Below are 26,655 nucleotides of genomic sequence, written 5' to 3' on the forward strand. Positions count from 1 at the left end.
CACCCAGGAATTCGAGGAGTTTCACGCAGATCTGTCCAGAACGTAACGGGCGATCCTCACCGGCCGCCCACCGACAAGTAACGGACCGGCCACCCCATGGCCGAACCGGGCGGTTACCCGTGCATGACCGGGGGTTGAGAAGAAACAGGGCGGCCGATCTTAAGGTCAAGAATGCGGGGGTTCCATATCCGGGATACTCAGGCCGCTTCGATATCAGTCAGGAAAGGGCAGTCGAGCGCCATGACGACTAATCGCATTTCTGTGGAGAGCCGTGCGCCGCGAGGCGACGAGGGGGCCATCGCCGTCATCGGCATGTCCTGCCGACTCCCCATGGCGCCCGGTCCGGCCGACTTCTGGCAGCTGCTGCGCAGCGGAGGCGACGCGATCACCGACGCGCCACCCGGACGCTGGAACACCTCCGAACCACAGGCCGGGGCAGGGGTCCGCCGCGGCGGATTCCTCGACGGCATCGGCGAGTTCGACGCCGGCTTCTTCGCGATCTCGCCCCGCGAGGCCGCCGCCATGGACCCGCAGCAGCGCCTCGTCCTGGAGCTTGCCTGGGAGGCCCTCGAGGACGCCGGGACCGTGCCCGCCCGGCTGCGCGACTCCCGTACCGCCGTCTTCGTCGGCACCCTCCGCGACGACTACACGAGCCTCGCCAACCAGTACGGCGAGCAGGCCCTCACCCAGCACTCGATGACGGGCCTCAACCGCGGTGTCATCGCCAACCGCGTCTCCTACTACCTGGGTCTGCGCGGACCGAGCCTCACCGTGGACGCCGCCCAGTCCTCCTCCCTGGTCGCCGTGCACCTGGCCTGTGAGTCGCTGCGCTCGGGGGAGTCCACCACCGCGATCGCCGCGGGCATCAACCTCAACATCCTCGGCGAGAGCGCCGTGACCGAGGAGCGGTTCGGCGGCCTCTCGCCCGACGGCACCGCCTACACCTTCGACGCCCGCGCCAACGGTTTCGTACGGGGCGAGGGCGGCGGAGCCGTCATCCTCAAGCCCCTGGCCCGCGCGGAGGCGGACGGCGACCGGATCTACGGCGTCATCCGCGGCAGCGCGGTCAACAACGACGGCGCCACCCCCGGACTGACCGTGCCCAGCAGGGACGCCCAGCGCCAGGTCATCCGCGAGGCCTACGAAAAGGCCGGAATCAGTCCCTCCGATGTTCAGTACGTCGAGCTGCACGGCACCGGCACCCCCGTCGGCGACCCCATCGAGGCCACCGCCCTCGGCGACGTCTTCAGCTCCCACCGCGCTCCGGGCGACCCCCTGGTCGTCGGCTCGGCCAAGACCAACGTCGGCCACCTGGAGGGTGCCGCCGGCATGGTCGGCCTGCTCAAGGCCCTGCTGAGCCTGACGCACCGCGAGATACCGGCGAGCCTCAACTTCGAGACCCCGAACCCGGCCATCGACCTCGACGCCCTCGGCCTCTCCGTACCGCGCGCGCTCACCACCTGGCCGCACCCGGAACGGCCGCTGGTCGCGGGTGTGTCGTCGTTCGGCATGGGCGGCACCAACTGCCACGTCGTCCTCACGGAGGGCCCCGCACCCGCCGACGCCCCGGCCGACGACGCGCACGCCGGGGAGACGGGGGCCTCGGCGGACGGCACGCAGCCCTCCGCCGGTGACGCGCGGGCCGACGCCGAAGCTCACGCCGGGGACGCTCAGCCCCTCCTGCCCTGGGTCCTCTCGGGCCGTGACGCCGACGCCCTCCGCGCCCAGGCCGGGAAGCTGCGCGCCTTCGCCGCCGCGAGCGAGGCGCGGACCGCCGACATCGGCTGGTCCCTGCTGACCACCCGCACGGCCTTCGACGCCCGCGCGGTCGTCCTGGCCACGAGTGAGGAAACGTTCCTCACGGGCCTCGACTCCCTCGTCGAGGGCTTACCCGGCACCGGCGTCGTCACCGGACACGTGGAGGACGGCCGTACCGGCTTCCTGTTCACCGGCCAGGGTGCGCAGCGGGCGGGGATGGCGCAGGAGTTGTACGCGTCCTTCCCGGTGTTCGCGGCGGCCTTCGACGAGGTTGCCGGTCTGTTCGATGCCGCTCTCGAGGGTTCGCTGCGTGAGGTGATCGCCTCGGGTGAGGGTCTGGACGAGACGGGGTGGACGCAGCCGGCGCTGTTCGCGGTCGAGGTCGCCCTCTTCCGTCTGGTGGAGTCGTGGGGTGTCCGTCCGGACTTCGTGGCGGGCCACTCGATCGGCGAGATCGCGGCCGCTCATGTGGCCGGGGTGTTCTCCCTCGAAGACGCGGTCCGTCTGGTGACGGCGCGCGCGTCTTTGATGCAGGCGCTGCCGCGGGGCGGCGCGATGGTCGCGGTCGAGGCGACGGAGGCTGAGGTCACCGCCCTCCTCGAAGGCCAGGTGGCGATCGCGGCGGTCAACGCCCCCCGCTCGGTCGTCGTCTCCGGCGAGGAGACCGCCGTCCTCGACGTGGCGCGGAAGATCGGGGAGCAGGGCGGCAGGACCCGCCGCCTCACGGTCAGCCACGCCTTCCACTCCCCCCTGATGGACCCGATGCTGGCCGAGTTCAAGGCCGTCGCGTCGAGCATCACGTACACCGCCCCCCGTATCGCCGTCGTCTCGACGGTCACGGGCAAGGTGGCCACGGGTACGGACCTGCGGTCCGCCGACTACTGGGCCGACCAGGTCCGGGGCACCGTCCGCTTCGCCGACGCCGTCGACACGATGACCGCCCAGGGCGTCACCGCCACCCTGGAACTCGGCCCCGACGGCATCCTCTCCGCGCTCGCCGAGGGCGCCGTCCCCGCCCTGCGCCGGGGCCGCGACGAGGCCGCGACCCTCCTCTCCGCCGTCGCCACGCTGTACACGCGCGGCGTCGACGTGAACTGGCAGGCCCTGTACGAGGGCACCGGCGCCCGCCGGGTCCCCCTGCCCACGTACGCCTTCCAGCGCCGGCACCACTGGCTCGAGTCCGGGACCACCGACCGGACCGCCCCCGCCCTTCCGGCCCTCCCCGCGAGCGCGCCCGCCGAGGCCCCCGTCCCCCGCGGCGAACTCGGCAACCGGCTCGCCGCGCTCTCCCCGGCCGAACGCACCCGCACCGTCACCGACCTGACGGCCACGCACATCGCCGCCGTCCTCGGCTACGACAAGGGCCGCCGCGCCGACGCCCGGCAGTCCTTCAAGGACCTCGGCTTCGACTCCCTGATGTCCGTCGAACTCCGCGACCGCCTCGCGACCGCCACCGGACTGCGCCTCTCCGGCGGCCTCCTCTTCGACCACCCCACCCCCACCGCGCTCGCCGCGTACCTGGAAGCCGAGCTGACCGGCGCGGCCACCGCCGACGAGCAGTACCTCGCCGCGCCGCTCCAGGACGACGAGCCGATCGCCATCGTCGCCATGGCCTGCCGCTACCCCGGCGGCATCTCCTCGCCCGAGGACCTGTGGCGGCTCGTCGCCGAAGGCGGCGACGCCATCTCCGGCTTCCCCACCGACCGGGGCTGGGACGCCGACCTGTACGACCAGGACCCCGAGCGCTCCGGCAAGAGCTCCGTCCGCGAGGGCGGCTTCCTGCACGACGCCGCCCTCTTCGACGCCGGCTTCTTCGGGATCTCCCCCCGCGAGGCCCTCGCCATGGACCCGCAGCAGCGCCTCCTCCTGGAGACCGCCTGGGAGGTCGTCGAGCGCGCCGGCATCGCCCCGGACACCCTGAAGGGCAGCCGCACCGGCGTCTTCGTCGGCGCCACCGCCCTCGACTACGGCACCCGCCTCCACGAGGCCCCCAAGAGCGTCGAGGGCCACCTGCTCACCGGCTCCACCAGCAGCGTCATGTCCGGCCGCATCGCCTACCAGCTGGGTCTCGTCGGCCCCGCCCTCACCATCGACACCGCCTGCTCGTCCTCCCTCGTCGCCCTGCACATGGCCGTACGGTCGCTGCGCCTCGGCGAGACGACCCTCGCGATCGCGGGCGGCGCGACGATCATGTCGGCCCCCGGCATGTTCGTGGAGTTCTCCCGGCAGCGCGGCCTCGCCGCGAACGGCCGCAGCAAGTCCTTCTCCGCCGACGCGGACGGCACCTCCTGGGCCGAGGGCGTCGGCCTCCTCCTCGTCGAGAAGCTCTCCGACGCGCGCCGCAACGGCCACCAGGTCCTCGCCGTCATCCGCGGCTCCGCCGTCAACCAGGACGGCGCCTCCAACGGCCTCACCGCCCCCAACGGCCCCTCCCAGGAGCGGGTCATCCGCCAGGCCCTCGCCGACGCCCGCCTGACCACCGCCGACGTCGACGCCGTCGAGGCCCACGGCACCGGCACCCGGCTCGGCGACCCCATCGAGGCCGCCGCGATCCTCGCCACCTACGGCAGCGACCGGAGCGACCGAAGCGACCGAGCCCCGGTGTACCTCGGATCGCTCAAGTCGAACATCGGGCACGCCCAGGCCGCGGCCGGTGTCGGCGGCGTCATCAAGATGGTCCAGGCGATCCGCCACGGCGTCCTCCCGCGCACCCTGCACGTCACCGAGCCCACCCCCCACGTCGACTGGGCGGCCGGCGGCCTCGAACTGCTCACCGAGGCCCGCGACTGGCCCGCCACGGCACGCGCCCGCCGGGCCGCCGTCTCCTCGTTCGGCATCAGCGGCACCAACGCCCACGTGATCGTGGAGCAGGCGGAGGACGAACAGGCACCCCGCCCCGCCACCGCTCCCGCGGGCTCCGGGACCGCCGCGACCGCCCCCGAGACCCCCACCCTGTGGGCGCTCTCCGCCCCCGACCGCGCGGCCCTGACCGCCCAGGCCGAAGCGCTCCACACCCAGCTGGAGAACGGCACGGAGGAGCTCGGCGCCGAAGACCTCGCCGCCATCGGCTTCTCCCTCGCCACCACCCGCGCCACCTGGTCCGAGCGGGCCGTCGTCACCGGCACCGGAGCGACCGAACTCCTCGCCGGCCTCGACGCGCTGCGCCGGAACGCCGACGCCCCCCAGCTCGTCACCGGCTCCGCCGCCCGCGCGGGCCGCACCGCGTTCCTCTTCACCGGCCAGGGCGCCCAGTACCCCGGCATGGGCCGCGAACTGTACGAGACACAGCCGGCGTTCGCCGCCGCCCTCGACGAGGTGACCGCCGCCCTCGACCCGCACCTCGACCTCGGCCGCCCGCTGCGCGACGTGATGTTCGAGGAGCCGGACGGCGACACCGCCGCCCTCCTCCACGAGACCCGCGCCACCCAGCCCGCCCTCTTCGCCCTCGAAGTCGCCCTCCACCGCACCCTCCAGGACCACGGCCTGACCCCCGACGCCGTCGCCGGGCACTCCATCGGAGAGCTCGCCGCCGCCCACGTCGCCGGGGTCCTCTCCCTGGCGGACGCCGCCGCCCTGGTCGCCGCCCGGGGCCGCCTGATGCAGGCGGCCGTCCCCGGCGGCGCGATGCTCGCCGTCCAGGCCACCGAGGACGAGGTCACCGAGACCCTCGCCCCCTACGCCGGCCGGCTCGCCGTCGCCGCCGTCAACGGACCCGACGCCGTCGTCGTCTCCGGCGACGCCGACGCCGCCGACGCGCTCGCCACGCTCTGGCGCGAGCGCGGCCGCAAGACCCGCCGCCTGACGGTCAGCCACGCCTTCCACTCGCCGCACATGGACACGATCCTCGACGAGTTCCGTACCGTCGCCGAGGGCCTGACCTACCACGCGCCGCTCCTCCAGGTCGTCTCCACCGTCACGGGCCTGCCCGCCACCGGCGACGACCTCGTCACCCCCGGCTACTGGGTCCGGCAGATCCGCGAGGCCGTACGGTTCCTCGACGCCACCCGCACCCTGGAGGACGAGGGCGTCACCGTCTTCGTCGAGGTCGGCCCCGACGCCGTCCTCACCGCCATGGCCGCCGGCTCGTTCCTGGCCGACACCTCGCAGGCCGTCGCCCTCCAGCGGTCCGGCCGCCCCCAGGGCAGCACCCTCGCCACCGGACTCGCCCGCGCCCACACCCTCGGCGCCCCGCTGGACCTGGCCTCGTTCTTCCCCGGCGCCTCGCGCGTCGAACTCCCCACGTACGCGTTCCGCCGCAGCCACTACTGGCTGCGGCCCGAGGCGCGCACCGACGCCCGCGGCCTCGGACTCGACCCGGCGGGCCACCCCCTCCTGGCCACCACCGTCGACCTCGCCGAGCGCGAGGGCCTCGTCCTCACCAGCAGGCTCTCGCTGAACGACCACCCGTGGCTCGCCGACCACCGCATCCACGGCACCGTCCTCGTCCCCGCCACCGCGTTCATCGAACTCGCCACCGCGGCGGGCCGGACCGCCGGCGCCGAGCACCTCGTCGAGCTCACCCTCGAAGCCCCGCTCGCCCTCCCCGAGCAGGGAGCCGTCCGCGTCCAGGCCACGGTCTCCGCACCCGACGCCACCGGCGCCCGCGCCTTCACCGTGCACTCCCGGCCCGACGCCGACGCCGAAGCGGAGCCGGCCGCCTGGACCCGGCACGTCTCCGGCGCCCTCGCCGACACCCCTCCCGTCACCGCCGACCCGGCCTTCGACGAGCTGGCCGACTGGCCGCCGCGGCACGCCGAACCGGCCTCGCTGGACGACACGTACGAGCGGCTCACCGGCCTCGGCTACGAGTACGGCCCCGTCTTCCAGGGGCTGCGCGCCCTCTGGCGCGGCGACGACGGCACCACCTACGCCGACGTCACCCTCCCCGCCGACCAGCACGAGGCCGCCGCGGGCTACGGCATCCACCCCGCGCTCCTCGACGCCGTCCTCCACCCGGTCGTCCTCGACGCCGCCGACGGCGCCGACCCGGACACCATCCGGCTGCCGTTCGCCTGGAGCGGGATCACCACCCACGCCGTCGGCGCCACCACCCTGCGCGTCCGCATCCGGCGCACCGGCACCGACACCGTCGGCCTGCACCTCGCCGACGCCACCGGCGCCCCCGTGGCCACGATCGACTCGCTGATGCTGCGGCCCGTCGCCAAGGACCGGCTCGCCCCCACGGCCCCCACGGACGGCCTGTTCACCGTCGCCTGGACCCCCCTCACCCCGGCGGGCGGCCCCGCGCCGCGCCTCGCCGAACTCCCCGGCGACACCGACACGCTCCCCGACCCCTCGGAGCCCGACACCGACGTCCTCCTCGTCCGCGTCACCAACGACGCCGACCCCACCCACGGAGACCCCGCCGCCGCCCACGCGAACGCCGACACCCCGATCGCCGCCGCCCACGCCAACGCCGCCCGCGCCCTCGCCCTCACCCAGCGGTGGCTCGCCGACGAGCGGTTCGAGGGCACCCGCCTCGCGTTCGTCACCACCGGCGCCGTCGCCACCACCCCCGGCGAGGCCGTCGACGGCCTCGCCGCGGCCCCCGTCTGGGGCCTGCTCCGCGCCGTCCAGAGCGAGCACCCCGACCGGATCGTCCTCCTCGACACCGACGGCACCCCCGCGGCCGAGGAGCAACTCGCCGCCGCGCTCGCCACCGGCGAACCCCAGCTCGCCCTGCGCGGCACCCGCCTCCACGTCCCGAGGCTCACCCGCGACCGCGCCCCGGCCCCCACCGAGGCGCCCCGCATCGACCCCGACGGCACCGTCCTCATCACCGGCGGCACCGGCGGCCTCGGCGGCCTCCTCGCCCGCCACCTCGTCACCGGCCACGGCGCACGCCACCTGCTGCTCTCCAGCCGGCGCGGACCCGACACCCCCGGAGCCGACCGACTCGCCGCCGAACTCACCGAGCTCGGCGCCCGGGTGACCACCGTCGCCGCCGACGCCGCCGACCCCGACGCCGTCGCCGCCCTCCTGACGGCCGTCGACCCCGCGCACCCGCTCACCGCGATCGTGCACACCGCCGGCGTCCTCGACGACGCCACCGTCGGCTCGCTCACCCCCGAGCAGCTGACCAGGGTCCTGCGGCCCAAGGTCGACGCCGCCTGGCACCTGCACGAGCAGACCCGGGACCTGGACCTCACGGCCTTCGTCCTCTTCTCCTCCGTCTCCGGCATCACCGGCACCGCCGGCCAGGCCAACTACGCCGCCGCCAACACCTACCTCGACGCGCTCGCCGCCCACCGGCAGGCCCAGGGCCTCGCCGCCACCTCCCTGGCCTGGGGCCTGTGGGACTCCAGCCACGGCATGGGCGCCCAGCTCGGCGAGGCCGACATCGCCCGCTGGAGCCGGGCGGGCGTCGACCCGCTCGACCCGGACACCGGCCTCGCCCTGTTCGACGCCGCCCTCACCGGCGGCGACGCCCTCGTCGTACCGGCCCTGTTCGACCTGGCGCGGCTGCGCGCCGCGGCGGCCGGCGACCCGGCCCCCCTGCTGCGCGGCCTCATCCGGCCCCGTGCCACCACCCGGGCCGCCCAGGGCGCCGCCGCCGGAGCCGACGGCGGCACCGAATGGGCCCGCCGCGTCGCCTCCCTCCCCGAGGAGGAGAGCAAGGCCGCCGCCGCCGACCTCGTCCGCGGCATCGTCGCCGGCGTCCTCGGCCACGCGAGCCCCGAGGGCATCGACCCGGAGCGCGCCTTCAAGGACATCGGCTTCGACTCCCTCGCCGCCGTCGAACTGCGCAACCGGCTCAACACCGCCACCGGACTGCGGATGCCCGCCACCGCCGTCTTCGACCACCCCTCGCCCGCCGCCCTCGCCGCCTACCTGCACCAGCAGGCCGCGGGCCGCAAGCCCGCCGCGAGCACCGCGCCCGTCCGCCGGTCCGCCGCGTCCGCCGACGAGCCCATCGCCATCGTCGGCATGGCCTGCCGCTTCCCCGGCGGCGTCTCCTCGCCCGAGGACCTGTGGCGGCTCGTCGCCGAAGGCACCGACGCCATCAGCGAGTTCCCCGACAACCGCGGCTGGGACCTGGACTCCCTCTACCACCCGGACCCGGAGAAGACCGGCACCTCCTACACCCGGCACGGCGGCTTCCTCCACGACGCCGACCGGTTCGACCCGGCGTTCTTCGGGATGTCCCCGCGCGAGGCCATCGCCACCGACCCCCAGCAGCGCCTCCTCCTGGAGACCGCCTGGGAGACCTTCGAGAGCGCCGGCATCGACCCGGCCGTCCTGCGCGGCACCAGCACCGGTGTCTTCACCGGCGCCATGTACGACGACTACGCCTCGCGACTCGCCAAGAGCCCCGAGGAGTTCGAGGGCTTCCTGCTCGCCGGGAACCTCTCCAGCGTCGTCTCCGGCCGCCTCTCCTACACGTACGGCCTCGAAGGGCCGGCCGTCACCGTCGACACCGCCTGCTCCTCCTCCCTGGTCGCCCTCCACCTCGCGGCCAACGCGCTCCGCCAGGGCGAGTGCGACCTCGCCCTCGCCGGCGGCGTCACCGTCATGTCGGGCCCCAGCACCTTCGTCGAGTTCTCCCGGCAGCGCGGCCTCTCCGAGGACGGCCGCTGCCGCTCCTTCTCCGCCGACGCCTCCGGCACCGGCTGGGCCGAGGGCGTGGGCCTCCTCCTCGTGGAGAAGCTGTCCGACGCCCGCCGCAAGGGCCACCGCGTCCTCGCCGTGATGCGCGGCTCCGCCGTCAACCAGGACGGCGCCTCCAACGGCCTCACCGCCCCCAACGGACCCGCGCAGGAACGCGTCATCCGCCAGGCCCTCGCCGTCGCCGGACTCACCCCCGCCGACGTCGACGCGGTCGAGGCGCACGGCACCGGCACCAGCCTCGGCGACCCGATCGAGGCACAGGCGCTCCTCGCCACCTACGGCCAGGACCGCCCCGAGGACCGCCCGCTCTACCTCGGCTCCCTCAAGTCGAACATCGGGCACGCCCAGGCCGCCGCGGGAGTCGGCGGCGTCATCAAGATGATCCAGGCGATGCGGCACGGCATCCTGCCGAAGACCCTGCACGCGGAGAACCCGTCCCCCCACATCGACTGGGACGCGGGCGCCGTGGAGCTGCTCACCGAGGCGACCCCGTGGCCCGTCACCGGCCGCCCCGCCCGCGCCGCCGTCTCCTCCTTCGGCATCAGCGGCACCAACGCCCACGTCGTCCTGGAACTGGCCGCCGACACCCCGCCGCCGACCGCGCCGACCGGCACCCCGGCACCGGCCGCGACCGCCGGCACCCCGGCACCGGACGCCCCGGCCGACGACAGCGCCGACGCCGACGCCGACGCCGACGCCGACGCCGACGCCGACGCCATCGTCATCCCCTGGATCCTGACCGCGAAGGACGACAACGCCCTGCGCCGCCAGGCCGACCGGCTCCACCGCCACCTCACCGACCACCCCGAGCTCACGGCCGGCGACGTCGGCCTCACCCTGGCCACCACCCGCGCCACCCTGGAACACCGCGCCGCCGTCCTCGGCACCGACCGCGCCGGCCTCCTCGACGGACTCGCCGACCTCGCCGCGGACCGGCCGACCCCCTCGGTCGTACGGGCCACCACCGGCCGCCGGGGCAAGACGGCGTTCCTCTTCACCGGGCAGGGCAGCCAGCGGCTCGGCATGGGGCGCGAACTGTACGCGTCGTCCCCCGTCTTCCGACGCGCCCTCGACGAGGTGTGCAGGCACCTCGACACCGAACTGTTCCGGCCCGTCAAGGACGTCCTCTTCGCCCCCGAGGGCTCGGCCGACTCCGCCCTCATCGACCAGACCGCCTTCACCCAGGCCGCCCTCTTCGCCACCGAGGTCGCCCTCTTCCGGCTCGCCGAGCACCACGGCCTCACCCCCGACTACCTCCTCGGACACTCCATCGGCGAGGTCACCGCCGCCCACCTGTCCGGGGTCCTCGGCCTCGCCGATGCGTGCGCCCTCGTCGCCGAACGCGGCCGGCTCATGCAGGCGGCCCGCGAAGGCGGCGCGATGGCCGCCGTCCAGGCCTCCGAGGAAGAGGTACGGTCCACCCTCGCCGACTACGAGGGCGTCGCCGTCGCCGGCATCAACGGCCCCCGGTCCACCGTCATCTCCGGCGACCAGGACCTCGTCGAGGAGATCAGCACCCTCTGGCGCACCCGCGGCCGCAAGACCAAGCGGCTCCCGGTCAGCCACGCCTTCCACTCGCCGCACATGGACGAGGTCCTCGACGAGTTCCGGTCGGTCGCCGAATGCCTGACCTACCACGCCCCCCGCATCCCCGTCGTCTCCAACGTCACCGGCGTCCTCGCCACCACGGAACAGCTCACCTCGCCCGACTACTGGGCCACCCACATCCGCGAGGCCGTCCGCTTCCACGACGGCGTCCGCCACCTCGAAGAGCTCGGCGTCACCGAGTACCTGGAGATGGGCCCCGACGGCGTCCTCACCGCCATGGCCCAGGAGTGCCTGACCCGCGAGGCCGGCTTCCTCGCCCCGCTGCTCCGCTCGGGCAGGCCCGAGGCCGACACCGTCGCCGCCGCCCTCACCGGCGCCGTCCTGCGCGGCGCCCGCCCCGACTGGGAGTCGTACTTCCCCGGCGCCCGCCGGGTCGACCTGCCCACCTATCCCTTCGACCAGGGCCGCTACTGGCTGGAGGGCTCCGTGACCCCCGGCGACGCCGAGGGCTTCGGCCTCGACGCCGTCGGCCACCCGCTGCTCAGCGCGGCGGTACGGCTCGCGGACCGGGACGCGTACCTCCTCACCGGCCGCGTCTCCCGCCGTACCCACCCCTGGCTGGACGGCCACGCCGTCGCCGGAACGGTCCTGCTGCCCGCCACCGCCCTGCTCGACCTGGCGTTCCGCGCCGCCGAGCAGGTCGACTGCGACGTCGTCCACGAACTGACGCTCGCCGCGCCGCTGATCCTGCCCGAGCGGGGCGCCGTCCAGCTCCAGCTCGTCGTCGGCGAACCCGACGCGACCGGCGGCCGTGCCCTCGCCGTCTACGCCCGGCCCGACCAGGACGACACCGACCAGCCCTGGACCCTCCACGCCGAGGGACACCTCGGCACCGGCGCCGCCGCCCCCGAGGGTCTCCTCGCCTGGCCCCCCGCCGGAGCCGTCGAGGTCGACCTCGACGGCGTGTACGACCGGCTCGCCTCCGCCGGATACGGCTACGAGAACGCCTTCCAGGGCCTCAACCGCCTCTGGAAGGCCGAGGACGAACTCTTCGCCGAGGTCGTCCTCGGCGAGGACCACCGCAAGGACGCCCCCCGGTTCGGCCTCCACCCCGCCCTCCTCGACGCCGCCCTGCACCCGCTGCTCCCCGGCGTCGTGGAGCCCGAAGGCACCTCCTGGCTGCCGTTCTCCTGGTCCGGAGTGAGCCTGTACGCCACCGGGGCGACCGTCCTGCGCGTCCGGCTCTCCCTCGACCGGTCCGGCGACGACTCGCTGAGGGTCGCCCTCACCGTCGCCGACGGCGCGGGCGCCGCCGTCGCCACCGCGGAGTCGCTCCTGCTGCGCCCGCTGTCGGAGGACGCCCTCCGCCAGGCCGGCACCGCCGCCCGCGACGGACTGTTCGGCCTCGGCTGGACGGCCCTGCCCGCCACCGGCACGCCCCCGGCCCGCACCGGCTGGGCGCTGCTCGCCGACGGCGAGGGCGAGCGGTGCGTACGGGTCCTGGGCGCCGCGCTCGACGCGGGCGCCGCGGTGCCCGCCGTCCTCCTCCTGCGGACGACCGGCCACACCGCCGACGCCCCCACCGCGGACCTGCCCGAGCGGGCCCGTACCGCCGTACGCCAGGTCCTCGACGCCGTGCAGGACTGGCTCGCCGACGACCGGCTCTCCGAGACCCGGCTCGTCGTCACCACCCGAGGAGCCGTCGCCGCGGGCGCCGAGGACGTCACCGACCTGGCCCACGCCGGGGTCTGGGGCCTCCTCAGGTCCGCGCAGACGGAGAACCCGGGCAGGATCGTCCTGATCGACCTGGATCCCGCCGGCGCCGAAGCCACCGGAGGCGACGGCACCGGCCGCACGGCGGCCGAGGACCGCCTCCTCGACCTCGCCGTCGCCTCCGGCGAGGCCCAGATCGCCGTCCGGGGCGACACCCTCACCGTCCCCCGGCTCACCCGCACCACCCAGGCCGCCGAACCGCAGCCGGCCCCCCGGTGGGACCGGGGCACCGTCCTCGTCACCGGCGCGACCGGCGCCCTCGGCGCCGTCCTCGCCCGCCACCTCGTCACCGAGCACGGCGCCCGCCGCCTGCTGCTGCTCAGCCGCCGCGGCCCCGACGCCCCCGGCGCCGCCGAACTCCGCACCGAACTCGAGACGCTCGGCGCCCACGCCGAGACCGTCTCCTGCGACGTCACCGACCGCGACTCCCTCGCCCGGGTGCTCGCGGACATCCCGGCGGAGCACCCGCTGACCGCCGTCGTCCACACCGCCGGCGTCCTCGACGACGGCGTCGCCGCCCAGCTCACCCCCGACCAGCTCGACAAGGTCCTGCGGCCCAAGATCGACGCCGCCTGGCACCTCCACGAGCTGACCGGGGACCTGGACCTCACCGCCTTCGTCGTCTACTCCTCCGTGGCCGGCCTCATCGGCACCGCGGGCCAGGCCAACTACGCGGCCGGCAACACCTTCCTCGACGCCCTCGCCGCCCACCGCCGCGCCCACGGCCTGCCCGGACTCTCCCTCGCCTGGGGCCTGTGGGCCGAGGCCAGCACCATCTCCGGCGGCCTCGACGAGACGGACCTGCGCCGCCTGGCCCGCGTCGGCCTGCGGCCCCTCGCCTCCCAGGAGGCGATGGCCCTCTTCGACGCGGCCCCCGCCACCGGCGAGGCCGTCCTCGCCGTCACCCGCCTCGACACGGCGGTCCTGCGCGGCGGCGGCGACGACCTGCCGCCCGTCCTGCGCGGCCTCGGCGGCCCGGCCAGGCGCCGTACCACCACCGCCGCGAGCGGCGGACCCTCCGAGGAGGCCCCGCTGGCCCAGCGGCTCGCCTCCCTCGGCGCCGCCGAACGGGAACGCGCCCTCACCGACCTCGTACGCGCTCAGGTCGCCGGAGTCCTCGGACACGGGGACCCCGGCCGCATCGAGGCCGACCGGGCCTTCCAGGAACTCGGCTTCGACTCCCTCACGGCCGTCGAACTCCGCAACCAGCTCGGCCGGGCCACCGGACTGCGGCTGCCCACCACCCTCGTCTTCGACCACCCGTCGCCGCAGGCCCTCGCCACCCACCTCCTCGGCGAACTCGCCGTCGAGGAGGCCTCGCCCGCCGAACCGGTCCTCGCCCCCCTCGCGGGCCTGGAGACGGCCATCGCCGCCGCACCGGACCAGGAGACGCGCGAACTGATCACCGCACGCCTCAAGGAACTCCTCAAGGCGGCCGAGACCGCCGAGGGCCTCGGCCGCCCGGCGGAGACCGACGACGAGCAGGACCTGGAGACGGCGAGCGACGAGGAGCTCTTCGCCCTCCTCGACGAACTCGAATGACCCCTGGGGCCTGTCCGAACAGACAGGCCCCAGGGCACGCGCCGCCCACGGCGCCCGCACGGCCATCGGACACACCATCACACGGGAGCTGAAGACACGTGGCTGACGAGGTACAACTCCGCGAATACCTCAAGAGGGCCATCGCCGACGCCCGAGACGCACGCAAGCGTCTGCGCGAGGTCGAGGACAAGGAACAGGAGCCGATCGCGATCGTCTCCATGGCCTGCCGCTACCCGGGAGGCGTCGCCTCCCCCGAGGACCTGTGGCAGCTGGTCGCCGACGGCGTCGACGCCGTCTCCTACTTCCCCACCGACCGGGGCTGGGACCTGGAGCGCCTCTACGACCCGGACCCGGAGAAGACCGGCACCTCCTACTCCCGCGAGGGAGGCTTCCTCTACGACGCCGACCTCTTCGACCCCGAACTGTTCGGGATGTCCCCGCGCGAGGCCCTCGCGGCCGACCCGCAGCAGCGGCTCCTCCTGGAGACCGCCTGGGAGACCTTCGAACGCGCCGGCATCGACCCGGTCTCCCTCAAGGGCACCAGGACCGGCGTGTTCGCCGGCGTCATGTACAACGACTACGGCTCGCGCCCCCACCTCCCCCCGGAGGACTTCGAGGGCTACCTCTTCAGCGGCAGCGCGGGCTCCATCGCCTCGGGCCGCGTCGCCTACACCTTCGGACTCGAAGGGCCGGCCGTCACCGTCGACACCGCCTGCTCCTCCTCCCTGGTCGCCCTCCACCTCGCGGCCAACGCGCTGCGCCGGGGCGAGTGCGACCTCGCCCTGGCGGGCGGTGTCACCGTCATGTCGACACCGGTCGCCTTCGTCGAGTTCTCCCGGCTGCGCGGGCTCGCCGCCGACGGCCGCAGCAAGTCCTTCTCCGCGGCGGCGGACGGCACCGGCTGGGCCGAGGGCGTGGGCCTCCTCCTCGTGGAGAAGCTGTCCGACGCCCGCCGCAACGGCCACCGCGTCCTCGCCGTCATCCGCGGCTCCGCCGTCAACCAGGACGGCGCCTCCAACGGCCTCACCGCCCCCAACGGACCCGCGCAGGAACGCGTCATCCGCCAGGCCCTCGCCGGAGCGGGCCTCACCACCGCCGATGTCGACGTCGTGGAAGCCCACGGCACGGGCACCCGACTCGGCGACCCCATCGAAGCGCAGGCGCTCCTCGCCACCTACGGCCAGGACCGCCCCGAGGGCCGGCCGCTCTACCTCGGCTCCCTCAAGTCGAACATCGCCCACGCCCAGGCCGCCGCAGGAGTCGGCGGCGTCATCAAGATGATCCAGGCCATGGAGCACGGCGTGATGCCTCGCACCCTGCACAGCGATCAGCCGACCACCCACGTCGAATGGGACTCGGGAGCCGTCTCCCTCCTCAACGAGGCGAAACCCTGGCCCGAGACCGGCGCCCCCCGCCGCGCGGCCGTCTCCTCGTTCGGCTTCGGCGGCACCAACGCCCACGTCATCATCGAGGAGCCACCCGCGGTCGAGGAGGCCACGGAGCAGCCCCGGCCGGCGGTGGCCCTCCCCGTCATGCCGTGGATCATCTCCGGCAAGACGGCCACCGCCCTCCGCGACCAGGCACGCCGCCTGAACGCCCGCCTCACCGCGGACCTCGACGTCTCCCCCCTGGACGTCGGCTACTCCCTGGCCACCGGCCGGGCGGCGCTCGACCACCGCGCGGTGGTCACGGGCCGCGACCGCGGCGAACTGCTCGCCGCCGTGCGCGCGCTGGCGGAGGGCGGTACGGCCCCGGGCCTGGTGCACGGCGAGCGCGCCGGAGGCCGTACCGGCTTCCTCTTCACCGGCCAGGGCGCCCAGCGGGCGGGGATGGCGCAGGAGCTGTACGCCTCCTTCCCGGTCTTCGCGGCCGCCTTCGACGAGGTCACCACCCTCCTCGACGCGGGTCTGGGCGGTTCGCTGCGCGAGGTGATCGCCTCGGGCGACGGCCTCGACGAGACGGGCTGGACCCAGCCCGCGCTGTTCGCCGTCGAGGTCGCCCTCTTCCGCCTGGTCGAGTCGTGGGGCGTGCGCCCCGACTTCGTCACGGGCCACTCGATCGGCGAACTCGCCGCCGCGCACGTGGCCGGCGTGTTCTCCCTCAAGGACGCGGTCCGCCTCGTGGTGGCGCGCGCGTCTCTGATGCAGGCGCTGCCGAAGGGCGGCGCCATGGTCGCCGTCGAGGCGACGGAGACCGAGGTCACCGCCCTCCTCGAAGGCCAGGTGGCGATCGCGGCGGTCAACGGCCCCCGCTCGGTCGTCGTCTCCGGCGAGGAGGCGGCGGTCCTTGAGCTCGCGCGGAGGGTGGGGGAGGAGCTGGGCGGCAGGACCCGTCGTCTGACGGTCAGCCACGCCTTCCACTCGCCGCTGATGGACCCGATGCTGGCCGAGTTCAAGGCCGTCGCGTCGGGCATCACGTACGAGGCCCCCCGTATCGCCGTCGTCTCGACGGTCACCGGCAAGGTGGCCACGGGCACGGACCTGCGGTCCGCCGACTACTGGGCCGACCAGGTCCGGGGCACCGTCCGCTTCGACGACGCCGTCGACACGATGATCGCCGAGGGCGTGACCTCGTACCTGGAGATCGGCCCCGACGGCATCCTCTCGGCGCTCGCCGAGGGCGCCGTTCCCGCCCTGCGCCGGGGCCGCGACGAGGCCGCGACCCTCCTCTCGGCGGTCGGGACGCTGTACACGCGCGGCGTCCCGGTGAACTGGCAGGCGCTGTACGACGGCACCGGCGCCCGCCGGGTCCCGCTGCCCACGTACGCCTTCCAGCGCCGCCGCTACTGGCTCGAGTCCCGCCCCGTCCCCGAGGTCCACGGCACCGGCGCCCCCACCACCGGCCACCCGGTCCTCGGCTCGCCCATCACCGTGGCGGGCTTCAACCAGATCCTGTTCACGAGCCGGCTCTCCCTGGAGAGCCACCCGTGGCTCGCCGACCACGTCGTCCTCGGCTCGCCCGTCCTCCCGGCCTCCGCCCTGGTCGAACTCGCCATCCACGCGGGCGACCTGATCGGCCACCCGGCGCTCGACGAGCTCAACCTCCAGGTGCCGCTGGTCCTCCCGGAGGAGGGCAACATCCAGCTCCAGGTCAGGGCCGGCACCCCGGACGACTCCGGACGGCACTGCCTCTGCCTGTACTCCCGGCCCGACGACTTCGACGCGCCCTGGACCATGCACGCCGAGGGCTGGTACCTCAGCGAGGAGCCCGAGGTCGCCGCCTCCCTCGCCTGGAAGGACGACGCCGCGGGCGGCCGGACCAAGGAGATCCAGCTCCCCGAGGGCCTCCAGACCGACGCCGGGCGGTACGGGCTCCACCCGGTCCTGCTGCAGGCGGCCCTGCCCACCCGCCCCGCCGACCCGGACGCCGGCACGGTCCCGGTCCCCGCCGACTGGTACGGGGTACGGCTCCACGCCACCGGGGCGACCGCCGTCAGGGCGCGGGTCACCGAGATCGACGAGGTCTCCTTCTCGCTCCAGCTGGCCGACGCGGCCGGCGACCTGGTCGTCTCGGTGGAGTCCGTCGTCTTCCGCGACATACCCAACGAGCAGTTCAGGGCCGCCGTGGGCGGCGACAGCACCGGGCGCGAATCGCTCTTCCACGTCGACTGGACGCCCACCGCGCTCCCGGAGCCCACCGAACCGCCCGCGTGGGCCGTCCTGGACCCGGACGGCACCGTCGGCCAGAACGTCGGCACCGCCGGTCAGAACGGCACCGCCGGTCAGAACGGCACCGGCGGGAAGCAGGAGACCGGCGGGAACACGTACGCGACCCCCGCCGCCGTCGCCGACGCCCTCGCCTCCGGCACCCGCATCGACGCCGTCCTCCTGCCGTGGACCCCCACGGCACCCGGCGCCGACCAGGTCACCGCCACGCACACGGCCACCCGGAAGGCCCTCGCGCTGGTACGGGAGTGGCTGGCCGACGAGCGGCTCGCGGGCACCAGGCTCGTGGTGGTCACCTCCGGCGCGGTCGCCACCGGCGACCGGGAGGACGTCACCGACCTGGCGGGCGCGGCCGTCTGGGGCCTGCTCCGCTCGGCCCAGTCGGAGGCCCCGGACCGGATCGTCCTCATCGACACCGACACCGGCATCGACGCGGGCACCGACGCGGGCACGGTCACGGTCACGAGCGCCCTCTCCCCCCTCCTCGCCTCCGGCGAACCCCAGGCCGCCCTCCGCGACGGCACGGCCCTCCTGCCCCGCCTGCGCCGCGTCCCCGTCACCGACACCCCCACCGGCCGGCCCCCCGTCTGGAAGCACGGCACCGTCCTCGTCACCGGCGGCACCGGCACCCTCGGCGCCGAGTTCGCCCGCCACCTCGTCGCCGAACACGGCGCCACCCGGCTCCTCCTGCTCTCCCGCACCGGCGCCCAGGCCGACGGCGTGCCGCAGCTCCTGGACGACCTGCGGGGCATCGGCGCCCACGTCACCGTCGCCGCCGTCGACGCCGCCGACCGCGACGCGCTCGCCCGGGTCCTCGCGGCCATCCCGGCCGAGCACCCGCTGACCGCCGTCGTGCACACCGCGGGCGTCCTCGACAACGGGCTGCTCCCCGCCCTCACCGACGACAGGCTCGCCGCCGTGCTGCGGCCCAAGGCGGACGCCGCCTGGCACCTGCACGAACTCACCCGCCACCTGGACCTGGAGGCGTTCGTGACGTTCTCCTCCACCGTGGGCGTCCTCGGCGGCCCCGGCCAGGCCAACTACGCCGCGGCCAACGCCTTCCTGGACGGCCTCGCCGCCCACCGGCACGCCCAGGGCCTCCCCGCGACCTCCCTCGCCTGGGGCCTGTGGCAGCTCGGCGGCATCAACGCCCACCTGGCCGAGAGCGACCTCAACCGCTTCGCCCGCGACGGCTTCCGGCCGATCGCCCGCGTCGAGGGCCTCTCCCTGTTCGACCGGGCCGCCTCCGACAGCCGGGCCGCGCTCGTCGCGACCCCGGTGGGCGTGTCCGCCGTCCGCGCCCAGGCCCGCGTCCCCGCGCTCCTGAGCGAGCTCGCCGCCCTGCCCGGCCGCCGCCTCGCCCGGACGTCCGGACCCGTCGAGCACGCCGCCGACCCGGCGGCCGACCTCGCCGCACGCCTGGGCGAACTGAGCGAGGTGGAGCAGGAACAACTGCTCCTCACCCTCGTACGCAACGACGTCGCCGCGGTCCTCGGCCGCACCGACGCCGACTCCATCGCCCCGGAACGGGCCTTCCAGGACCTGGGCTTCGACTCCCTCACCGCGGTCGACCTGCGCAACCGGATCGGCGCCGCCACCGGCGTCAAGCTCCCCGCCACCCTCGTGTTCGACCACCCCACCCCGGCGGCCCTCGTCTCGCTCCTGAGGGACCGCCTCGCCCCGCAGGCCCCCGACCCCCGCCAGGCGCTCCTCGACGAACTGGACCAGGTGGAACGGAAGCTGGCCGCCGTCTCCCAGGACGACCAGGACCGGTCCGCCGTCTCCGCCCGCCTCCGGGCCCTGCTGTCCCGCGTCGAGGGGACCGACGGCACCGCCGTACCCGGCACCGACGACGCTCCCGACGCGTCCGACGCCATCGAGTCGGCCTCCGTCGACGAGCTCCTCAGCTTCATCGACAACGAACTCGGCAGCTCCACCCCCTAGGTGCCCGGTCCGCCGCCCCGGCGGCGGACCCCACCGAGAGCCGGTCCGGCGACCCCCTTCCGCCGGACCGGCTCCCTTCCGCCGGACCGGCCCCCGCCACTCAGCCTTCGCCCGAGGAGAGCACGAACCCGATGTCCAATCCGTCGAACGAAGAGAAGCTCGTCGAGTACCTGAAGCGGGTCACGGTCGACCTGCAGAAGGCCAACCGCAAGATCGCCGCGCTCGAGGCGGCCGAGTCCGAGCCGATCGCCGTCGTCGGCATGGCCTGCCGGTTCCCCGGCGGAGTGGCCTCACCCGACGACCTGTGGCACCTGGTCGCCGAAGGAACCGACGCCATCACCGACTTCCCCACCGACCGCGGCTGGGACCTGGAGCGCCTCTACGACCCCGACCCGGGCCACCCCGGCACCTCCTACACCCGCCAGGCGGGGTTCCTGCACGACGCCGCCCTCTTCGACGCCGGCTTCTTCGGGATCTCGCCCCGCGAGGCCCTCGCCATGGACCCGCAGCAGCGCCTCCTCCTGGAGACCTCCTGGGAGGCCTTCGAGCAGGCCGGCATCGACCCCGACACCCTGCGCGGCAGCCGTACGGGCGTCTTCGCGGGCATCATCGAGCAGAGCTACCTCGGCCTCGACGGGCCCGAGGAGTTCGAGGGCTACCTGCTGACCAGCAAGCTCAGCAGCGTCGCCTCGGGCCGGATCGCCTACAGCCTCGGCCTGGAAGGCCCCGCCCTCTCCGTCGACACGGCCTGCTCCTCCTCGCTCGTCGCCCTCCACCTCGCGGTGCAGTCGCTGCGCACCGGCGAGTCCGACCTCGCCCTGGCGGGCGGCGTCACGGTGACGGCGACCCCCGGCGGGTTCGTCGACTTCTCCCGGCAGAGCGGCCTGGCCCCCGACGGCCGCATCAAGTCCTTCTCCGCCGACGCGGACGGCACCTCGTGGTCGGAGGGCGTCGGCATGCTCCTCGTGGAGAAGCTGTCCGACGCGCGCCGCAACGGCCACCGCGTGCTGGCCGTCATCCGCGGCTCCGCCGTCAACCAGGACGGCGCCTCCAACGGCCTCACCGCCCCCAACGGCCCCTCCCAGGAGCGGGTCATCCGCCAGGCCCTCGCCGACGCCCGCCTGACCACCGCCGACGTCGACGTCGTGGAGGCGCACGGCACCGGCACCCGGCTCGGCGACCCGATCGAGGCCCAGGCGCTGCTCGCCACCTACGGCCAGGGCCGCCCGGAGGGCAGCCCGCTCTACCTCGGCTCCCTCAAGTCGAACATCGGGCACACCGTCGCCGCGGCCGGTGTCGGCGGCGTCATCAAGATGATCCAGGCCATCGAGCACGGCGTCCTGCCCCGCACCCTGCACGTGGAGAGCCCCACGCCGATGGCGGACTGGGACTCCGGCGCCGTCGAGCTGCTCACCGAGGCCCGCGACTGGCCGGCCACCGCACGCGCCCGCCGGGCCGCCGTCTCCGCCTTCGGCGTCAGCGGCACGAACGCGCACGTCATCATCGAGCAGCCGCCGGTGGAGGAACCCGCGCCGACCGGGACGGACGCCCCGCCCGTGGTCCCGTGGCCGGTCTCGGGCCGGACGCCGGACGCCCTGCGGGAGCAGGCCCGCCGCGTCCTGGACCACCTCACGGCCGATGCCACCCTCTCCCCGCTGGACGTGGGTTTCTCCCTGGCGACGGGCCGGGCGGCGCTCGACCACCGCGCGGTGGTCACGGGCCGCGACCGCGAGGAACTGCTCGCCGGAGTACGCGCGCTGGCGGAGGGCGGTACGGCCCCGGGCCTGGTGCGCGGCGAGCGCGCCGGAGGCCGTACCGGCTTCCTCTTCACCGGCCAGGGTGCGCAGCGGGCGGGGATGGCGCAGGAGTTGTACGCGTCCTTCCCGGTGTTCGCGGCGGCCTTCGACGAGGTTGCCGGTCTGTTCGATGCCGCTCTCGAGGGTTCGCTGCGTGAGGTGATCGCCTCGGGTGAGGGTCTGGACGAGACGGGGTGGACGCAGCCGGCGCTGTTCGCGGTGGAGGTGGCGCTGTTCCGTCTGGTGGAGTCGTGGGGTGTCCGTCCGGACTTCGTGGCGGGCCACTCGATCGGCGAGATCGCGGCCGCTCATGTGGCCGGGGTGTTCTCCCTCGAAGACGCGGTCCGTCTGGTGGTGGCGCGCGCGTCTTTGATGCAGGCGCTGCCGCGGGGCGGTGCGATGGTCGCGGTCGAGGCGACGGAGGCTGAGGTCATCGCCCTCCTCGAAGGCCAGGTGGCGATCGCGGCGGTCAACGGCCCCCGTTCGGTCGTCGTCTCCGGTGAGGAGACGGCCGTCCTCGACGTGGCGCGGAAGATCGGGGAGCAGGGGGGCAGGACCCGTCGTCTGACGGTCAGCCACGCCTTCCACTCGCCGCTGATGGACCCGATGCTGGCCGAGTTCAAGGCCGTCGCCTCGGGCATCACGTACGAGGCCCCCCGTATCGCCGTGGTCTCGACGGTCACCGGCAAGGTGGCCACGGGTACGGACCTGCGGTCCGCCGACTACTGGGCCGACCAGGTCCGGGGGACCGTCCGCTTCGCCGACGCCGTCGAGACGATGGTCGCCCAGGGCGTCACCGCCACCCTGGAACTCGGCCCCGACGGCGTCCTCTCCGCCCTCGCCGCCGAGCTCGTCCCCACCGCCGTCGCCCTGACGCGCCGCGACCGGTCCGAGGCCGACACGGCCGTCGCCGCGCTCGGCCGGCTCCACCAGCACGGCGTCCCCGTCGACTGGACGGGCTTCTTCTCCGGCACCGGCGCCCGCCGGGTGCCCCTGCCCACGTACGCCTTCCAGCACCAGCGGTACTGGGTGGACGCGGCGGCCGGCGCTCCCGACGCCGCCGGGCTCGGCATGCGGCCGACCGGGCACCCCCTGCTCGGGGCCGCCGTCGTCCTCGCGGGCGCCGACCGGACCGTGTTCACCAGCACCTTCTCCCCCCGCACCCACCCGTGGACCGCCGACCACATCGCCCTCGGCTCGCCCGTCCTCCCGGCCTCCGCCCTGGTCGAACTCGCCGTCCGGGCCGGGGACGAGTCGGGGGCGACGACCCTCGACGAGCTCGTCCTCGACGCCCCGTTCGTCCTCGGCACGGGCGGCTCCACCCACCAGCTCCAGGTCACCGTGGACGCCGCCGACGCCACCGGGCGCCGCCCGTTCACCGTCCACGGCCGCCCCGACGACGCCGACGCGCCCTGGACCGCGCACGCCCACGGAGTCCTGAGCGTCACCGCCCAGGGGCCCGCGTTCGAGCCGGTCGCGTGGCCGCCCGCCGACGCCGAGGAGATCGCCCTCGAAGAGCTGTACGCCGGACTCGCCGGGACGGGCCTCACGTACGGGCCGGCGTTCCAGGTCCTCACCGCGGCCTGGCGCCGCGGCGACGAGCTCTTCGCCGAGGCCGCCCTGCCCGAGCGGACGCCCGGTGCCGAGGGCTTCACCCTCCACCCCGCGCTCCTCGACGCGGCGGTACGGCCCCTTCTGACCGCCGTACGGGAGGGGGCCGGGGCCCCGCTCGCCGGGCACTGGCGCGGCGTACGGCTCTACGCGACCGGCGCCACCTCGCTCCGGGTCCGCATCGCTCCGCGCGACGGCGGCGGCGCGCGCGTCGAACTCGCCGACCCGGCCGGGCAGCCCGTCGCCCTCGTCGCGGAGACGGCGGTGCGCGGTGTCGACGACGGCTCGTTCGCGACGGCCGCCGGCCGCCACGACGACGCCCTGTTCCACATGGGCTGGACGCCCCTGGGCGTGGAGGCCGGGGGGGAGACCCGCCTGGCCACGCTCGGCGACGGCGGCGACTTCACGAGCCCGTCGGAGGTGGCCGAGGCCGTCGCCGTCGGCCGGGCGGTCCCCCTCGTCGTCCTCCGCACCCGGCCGGAACCGGCGGGCTCCCTGCCCGGCTCGGTCCACGCCACCACGGAGAGGGTCCTCGCGCTGGTACGGGAGTGGCTGGCCGACGAGCGCCTGGAGGGGACCCGGCTCGCGGTGGTCACCTCGGGCGCGGTCGCCACGCGTCAGGGCGAGGACGTCACCGACCTGGCGGGCGCGGCCGTCTGGGGCCTGCTCCGCTCGGCCCAGTCGGAGCACACCGGCCGCATCGTCCTCATCGACACGGACACGGACACCGACACCGACACCGACACCGACACCGGCGCGGACCGTGACGTCATCGCGGCGCTCGCCGCCTCCGGCGAACCCCAGGCCGCCCTGCGCGCCGGACAGGCGTACGCCCCCCGCCTCGCCCGCGCCACCGCGACCGGCGCCGCGTCCACCCCCACCTGGAACCCCGACGGCACGGTCCTGATCACCGGCGGCACCGGCAGCCTCGGCGCCCTCTTCGCCCGCCACCTCGTGACCGTCCACGGCGTGCGCCACCTCCTGCTCACCAGCCGCAGCGGCCCCGCCGCCGCCGGTGCGAAGGAGCTGGCGGCCGAGCTGACCGCCCTGGGCGCCCGGGTCACCCTCGCCGCCTGCGACACGGCCGACCACACCGCGCTCGCCGAGCTCCTCGGCACGATCCCCGCCGACCTCCCGCTCACCGGCGTCGTGCACGCCGCCGGCGTCCTGGACGACGGCCTCGTCACCACCCTCACCCCCGAGCGACTGCACGGCGTGCTGCGGCCCAAGGTCGACGCCGCCTGGAACCTGCACCGGCTCACCCAGGGCAGCGAGAAGCTCACCGCCTTCGTCCTCTTCTCCTCCATCGCCGCGGTCGTCGGCGGACCCGGCCAGTCCAACTACGCCGCCGCCAACCAGTTCCTGGACGCCCTCGCCGAGCACCGGCACGCCCACGGCCTGCCCGCCACCTCGGTCGCCTGGGGACTCTGGGAGCAGTCCGGCGGCATGAGCGGCCACCTCAGCGAGACCGACCTCGGCCGGATCGCCCGCGGCGGATTCCGGCCCGTGCCCCAGGAGCAGGGGCCCGCCCTGCTCGACCGGGCGATCGCCCTCGGACGCCCGGCCGTCGTGGCGACCCCGCTCGACATCGCCGTCCTGCGCGAACAGCCCGGCCGCATCCCGGTGGTCCTCACCGGGCTCGCCCCCGCCCCCGCCCGCCGGGCGGCCGCCGGGGAGGGCACGGCCGCGGACGCCTCGCTCGCCGACCTGGTCGCCGGGCTCGACGGGCCCGAGCGCGAACAGGCCGTCCTGGACGCGGTGCTCGTCCTCACCGCGGCCGTCCTCGGCCACCCCGACACCTCCGCCGTCCAGGCCGGACAGCCGCTGACCAAGCTGGGCTTCGACTCGCTGACCTCCGTCGAGCTCCGCAACCGGCTGAGCGCCCTGGCCGGCTCCAAGCTGCCCGCGACGCTGGTCTTCGACCACCCCACCCCCGCCGCCCTCGCCGCCTTCGTCTCCGGGCAGCTCGCCGGCGGGTCCGGTGCGGACGCCGCCCCGGCGCTGCCCGCCGTGGACTACGCGGCCGAGGTGCGCCTCGCCGACGACATCCGCCCGGCGGACGAGGTCGTACGGTCGGTCCCGGAGCCGGCGTCGATCCTGCTGACCGGAGCCACCGGCTTCCTCGGCGCGTTCCTGCTGCGCGACCTGATGCGGACGACGACGGCGACGATCCACTGCCTGGTCCGCGGCGCCGACGAGGACGAGGCGAGGAAGCGGCTGCGGACCAACATGGAGTGGTACCGACTGTGGGACGAGGTCGACGAGAGCCGCCTCTCCCTGGTCCTCGGCGACCTGGCCGAGGAGCGGCTCGGTCTCACCGAGGAGGAGTTCGACGGACTGGCGCGGACGGTGGACGCCGTCTACCACAACGGCGCCCGGGTCCACTGGCTGCACCCGTACACCGCGCTGCGCGACGCCAACGTCCGCGGCACGGAGGAGGTGCTGCGCCTGGCGGCCCGTCACCGCACGGTCCCCGTCCACTACGTGTCCACCGTCGGCGTCTTCGACGGGGTACGGGAGGAGGGCGTCCCGCTCCGGACGACCGACCCGACCGGCCCCGCCGAGGCCCTGCCCAGCGGCTACCTCCAGAGCAAGTGGGTGGCCGAGCAGCTCATCGGCACCGCCCGCGACCGCGGACTGCCCGTCTCCGTCTACCGGGTGGACGTGATCTCCGGCGACACCCGGACCGGCGCCTGCCAGACCCGCGACTTCGTCTGGCTGAGCCTCAAGGGCATCCTCCAGTCCGCGGCGGTGCCCGCCGGCACCAGCGGCCGGTTCCACCTGCTGCCGGTCGACTACGTCAGCGCCGCCATCACCACCCTCTCCCGGCAGGAGGAGACGGCCGGCCGTACGTTCCACCTGTTCAACCAGAGCTCCCTGAGCCTCGCGCAGTCCGTGGAGTACCTGCGGGACCACGGGTACCCGCTGGCCGAGGAGGAGTGGCGGAGCTGGCACGAGAGGGTGGGCGCGGCCGGCGACAACGCGCTGCGGCCGCTGCTGCACGCCTTCGAGATGATGACCTCGGACACGGATGGCTTCTACCCGCCGATCGACACCTCGGAGACCCTCGCGGCCCTGGAGGGGACCGGCGTCGACTGCCCGCCCCTGACGGCGGAACTCTTCGCCCGGTACGTCGACTTCTTCGTCGAGGTGGGCCACTTCCCGCCGGCTCCGGGCAGGGCACCGGCGGGCGCGTGAGGCGGGGCCGGACCGGGGCCCGACGACACGCCCCGGCCCGGCCCTCCGCCCTCTCCCACCGACGCCCCGGCCCTCCCCCTTCTCCACCGAGGTCCGGCCCTCCGCCCCTTCCGCCCGGGGCCCGCCCTTCCGCCCTTTCCACCGCGACCCGGGCTTGACCCGCCCTTTCCCACCGCGTCGGGGTACGTGATCCGCCCTTTCCCGTCACGCTC

At 75.1% G+C, this 26,655-nt stretch carries 2 protein-coding genes and 1 pseudogene; all 3 read left to right on the forward strand.

Annotated elements, in window-relative coordinates; genetic code table 11:
- The first annotated feature begins 240 nt into the window (after window positions 1-240).
- A complete protein-coding gene (locus ACRRSS_RS36535; RefSeq protein WP_435975546.1) occupies window positions 241-14,229 on the forward strand; it encodes an SDR family NAD(P)-dependent oxidoreductase in 13,989 nt (4,662 codons plus the stop codon).
- Between the two features lie 104 nt (window positions 14,230-14,333).
- Window positions 14,334-19,838: pseudogene (locus ACRRSS_RS36540) on the forward strand (SDR family NAD(P)-dependent oxidoreductase); the annotation flags it as partial.
- Between the two features lie 131 nt (window positions 19,839-19,969).
- The gene (locus ACRRSS_RS36545) at window positions 19,970-26,443 is read left to right on the forward strand and encodes a type I polyketide synthase (RefSeq protein ID WP_435975547.1); all 6,474 of its coding nucleotides are present in this window, start codon (window positions 19,970-19,972) and stop codon (window positions 26,441-26,443) included.
- Window positions 26,444-26,655 lie beyond the last annotated feature (212 nt).

This window comes from Streptomyces sp. Qhu_M48 (assembly GCF_051305195.1).
In the GTDB taxonomy this organism is placed as follows: Bacteria; Actinomycetota; Actinomycetes; order Streptomycetales; family Streptomycetaceae; genus Streptomyces.

Excerpts from the sequence above, each read along its gene's own strand:
- ACRRSS_RS36545 (WP_435975547.1), top strand. The coding sequence starts at position 19,970 with ATGTCCAATCCGTCGAACGAAGAGAAGCTCGTCGAGTACCTGAAGCGG.
- ACRRSS_RS36535 (WP_435975546.1), top strand. The coding sequence starts at position 241 with ATGACGACTAATCGCATTTCTGTGGAGAGCCGTGCGCCGCGAGGCGAC.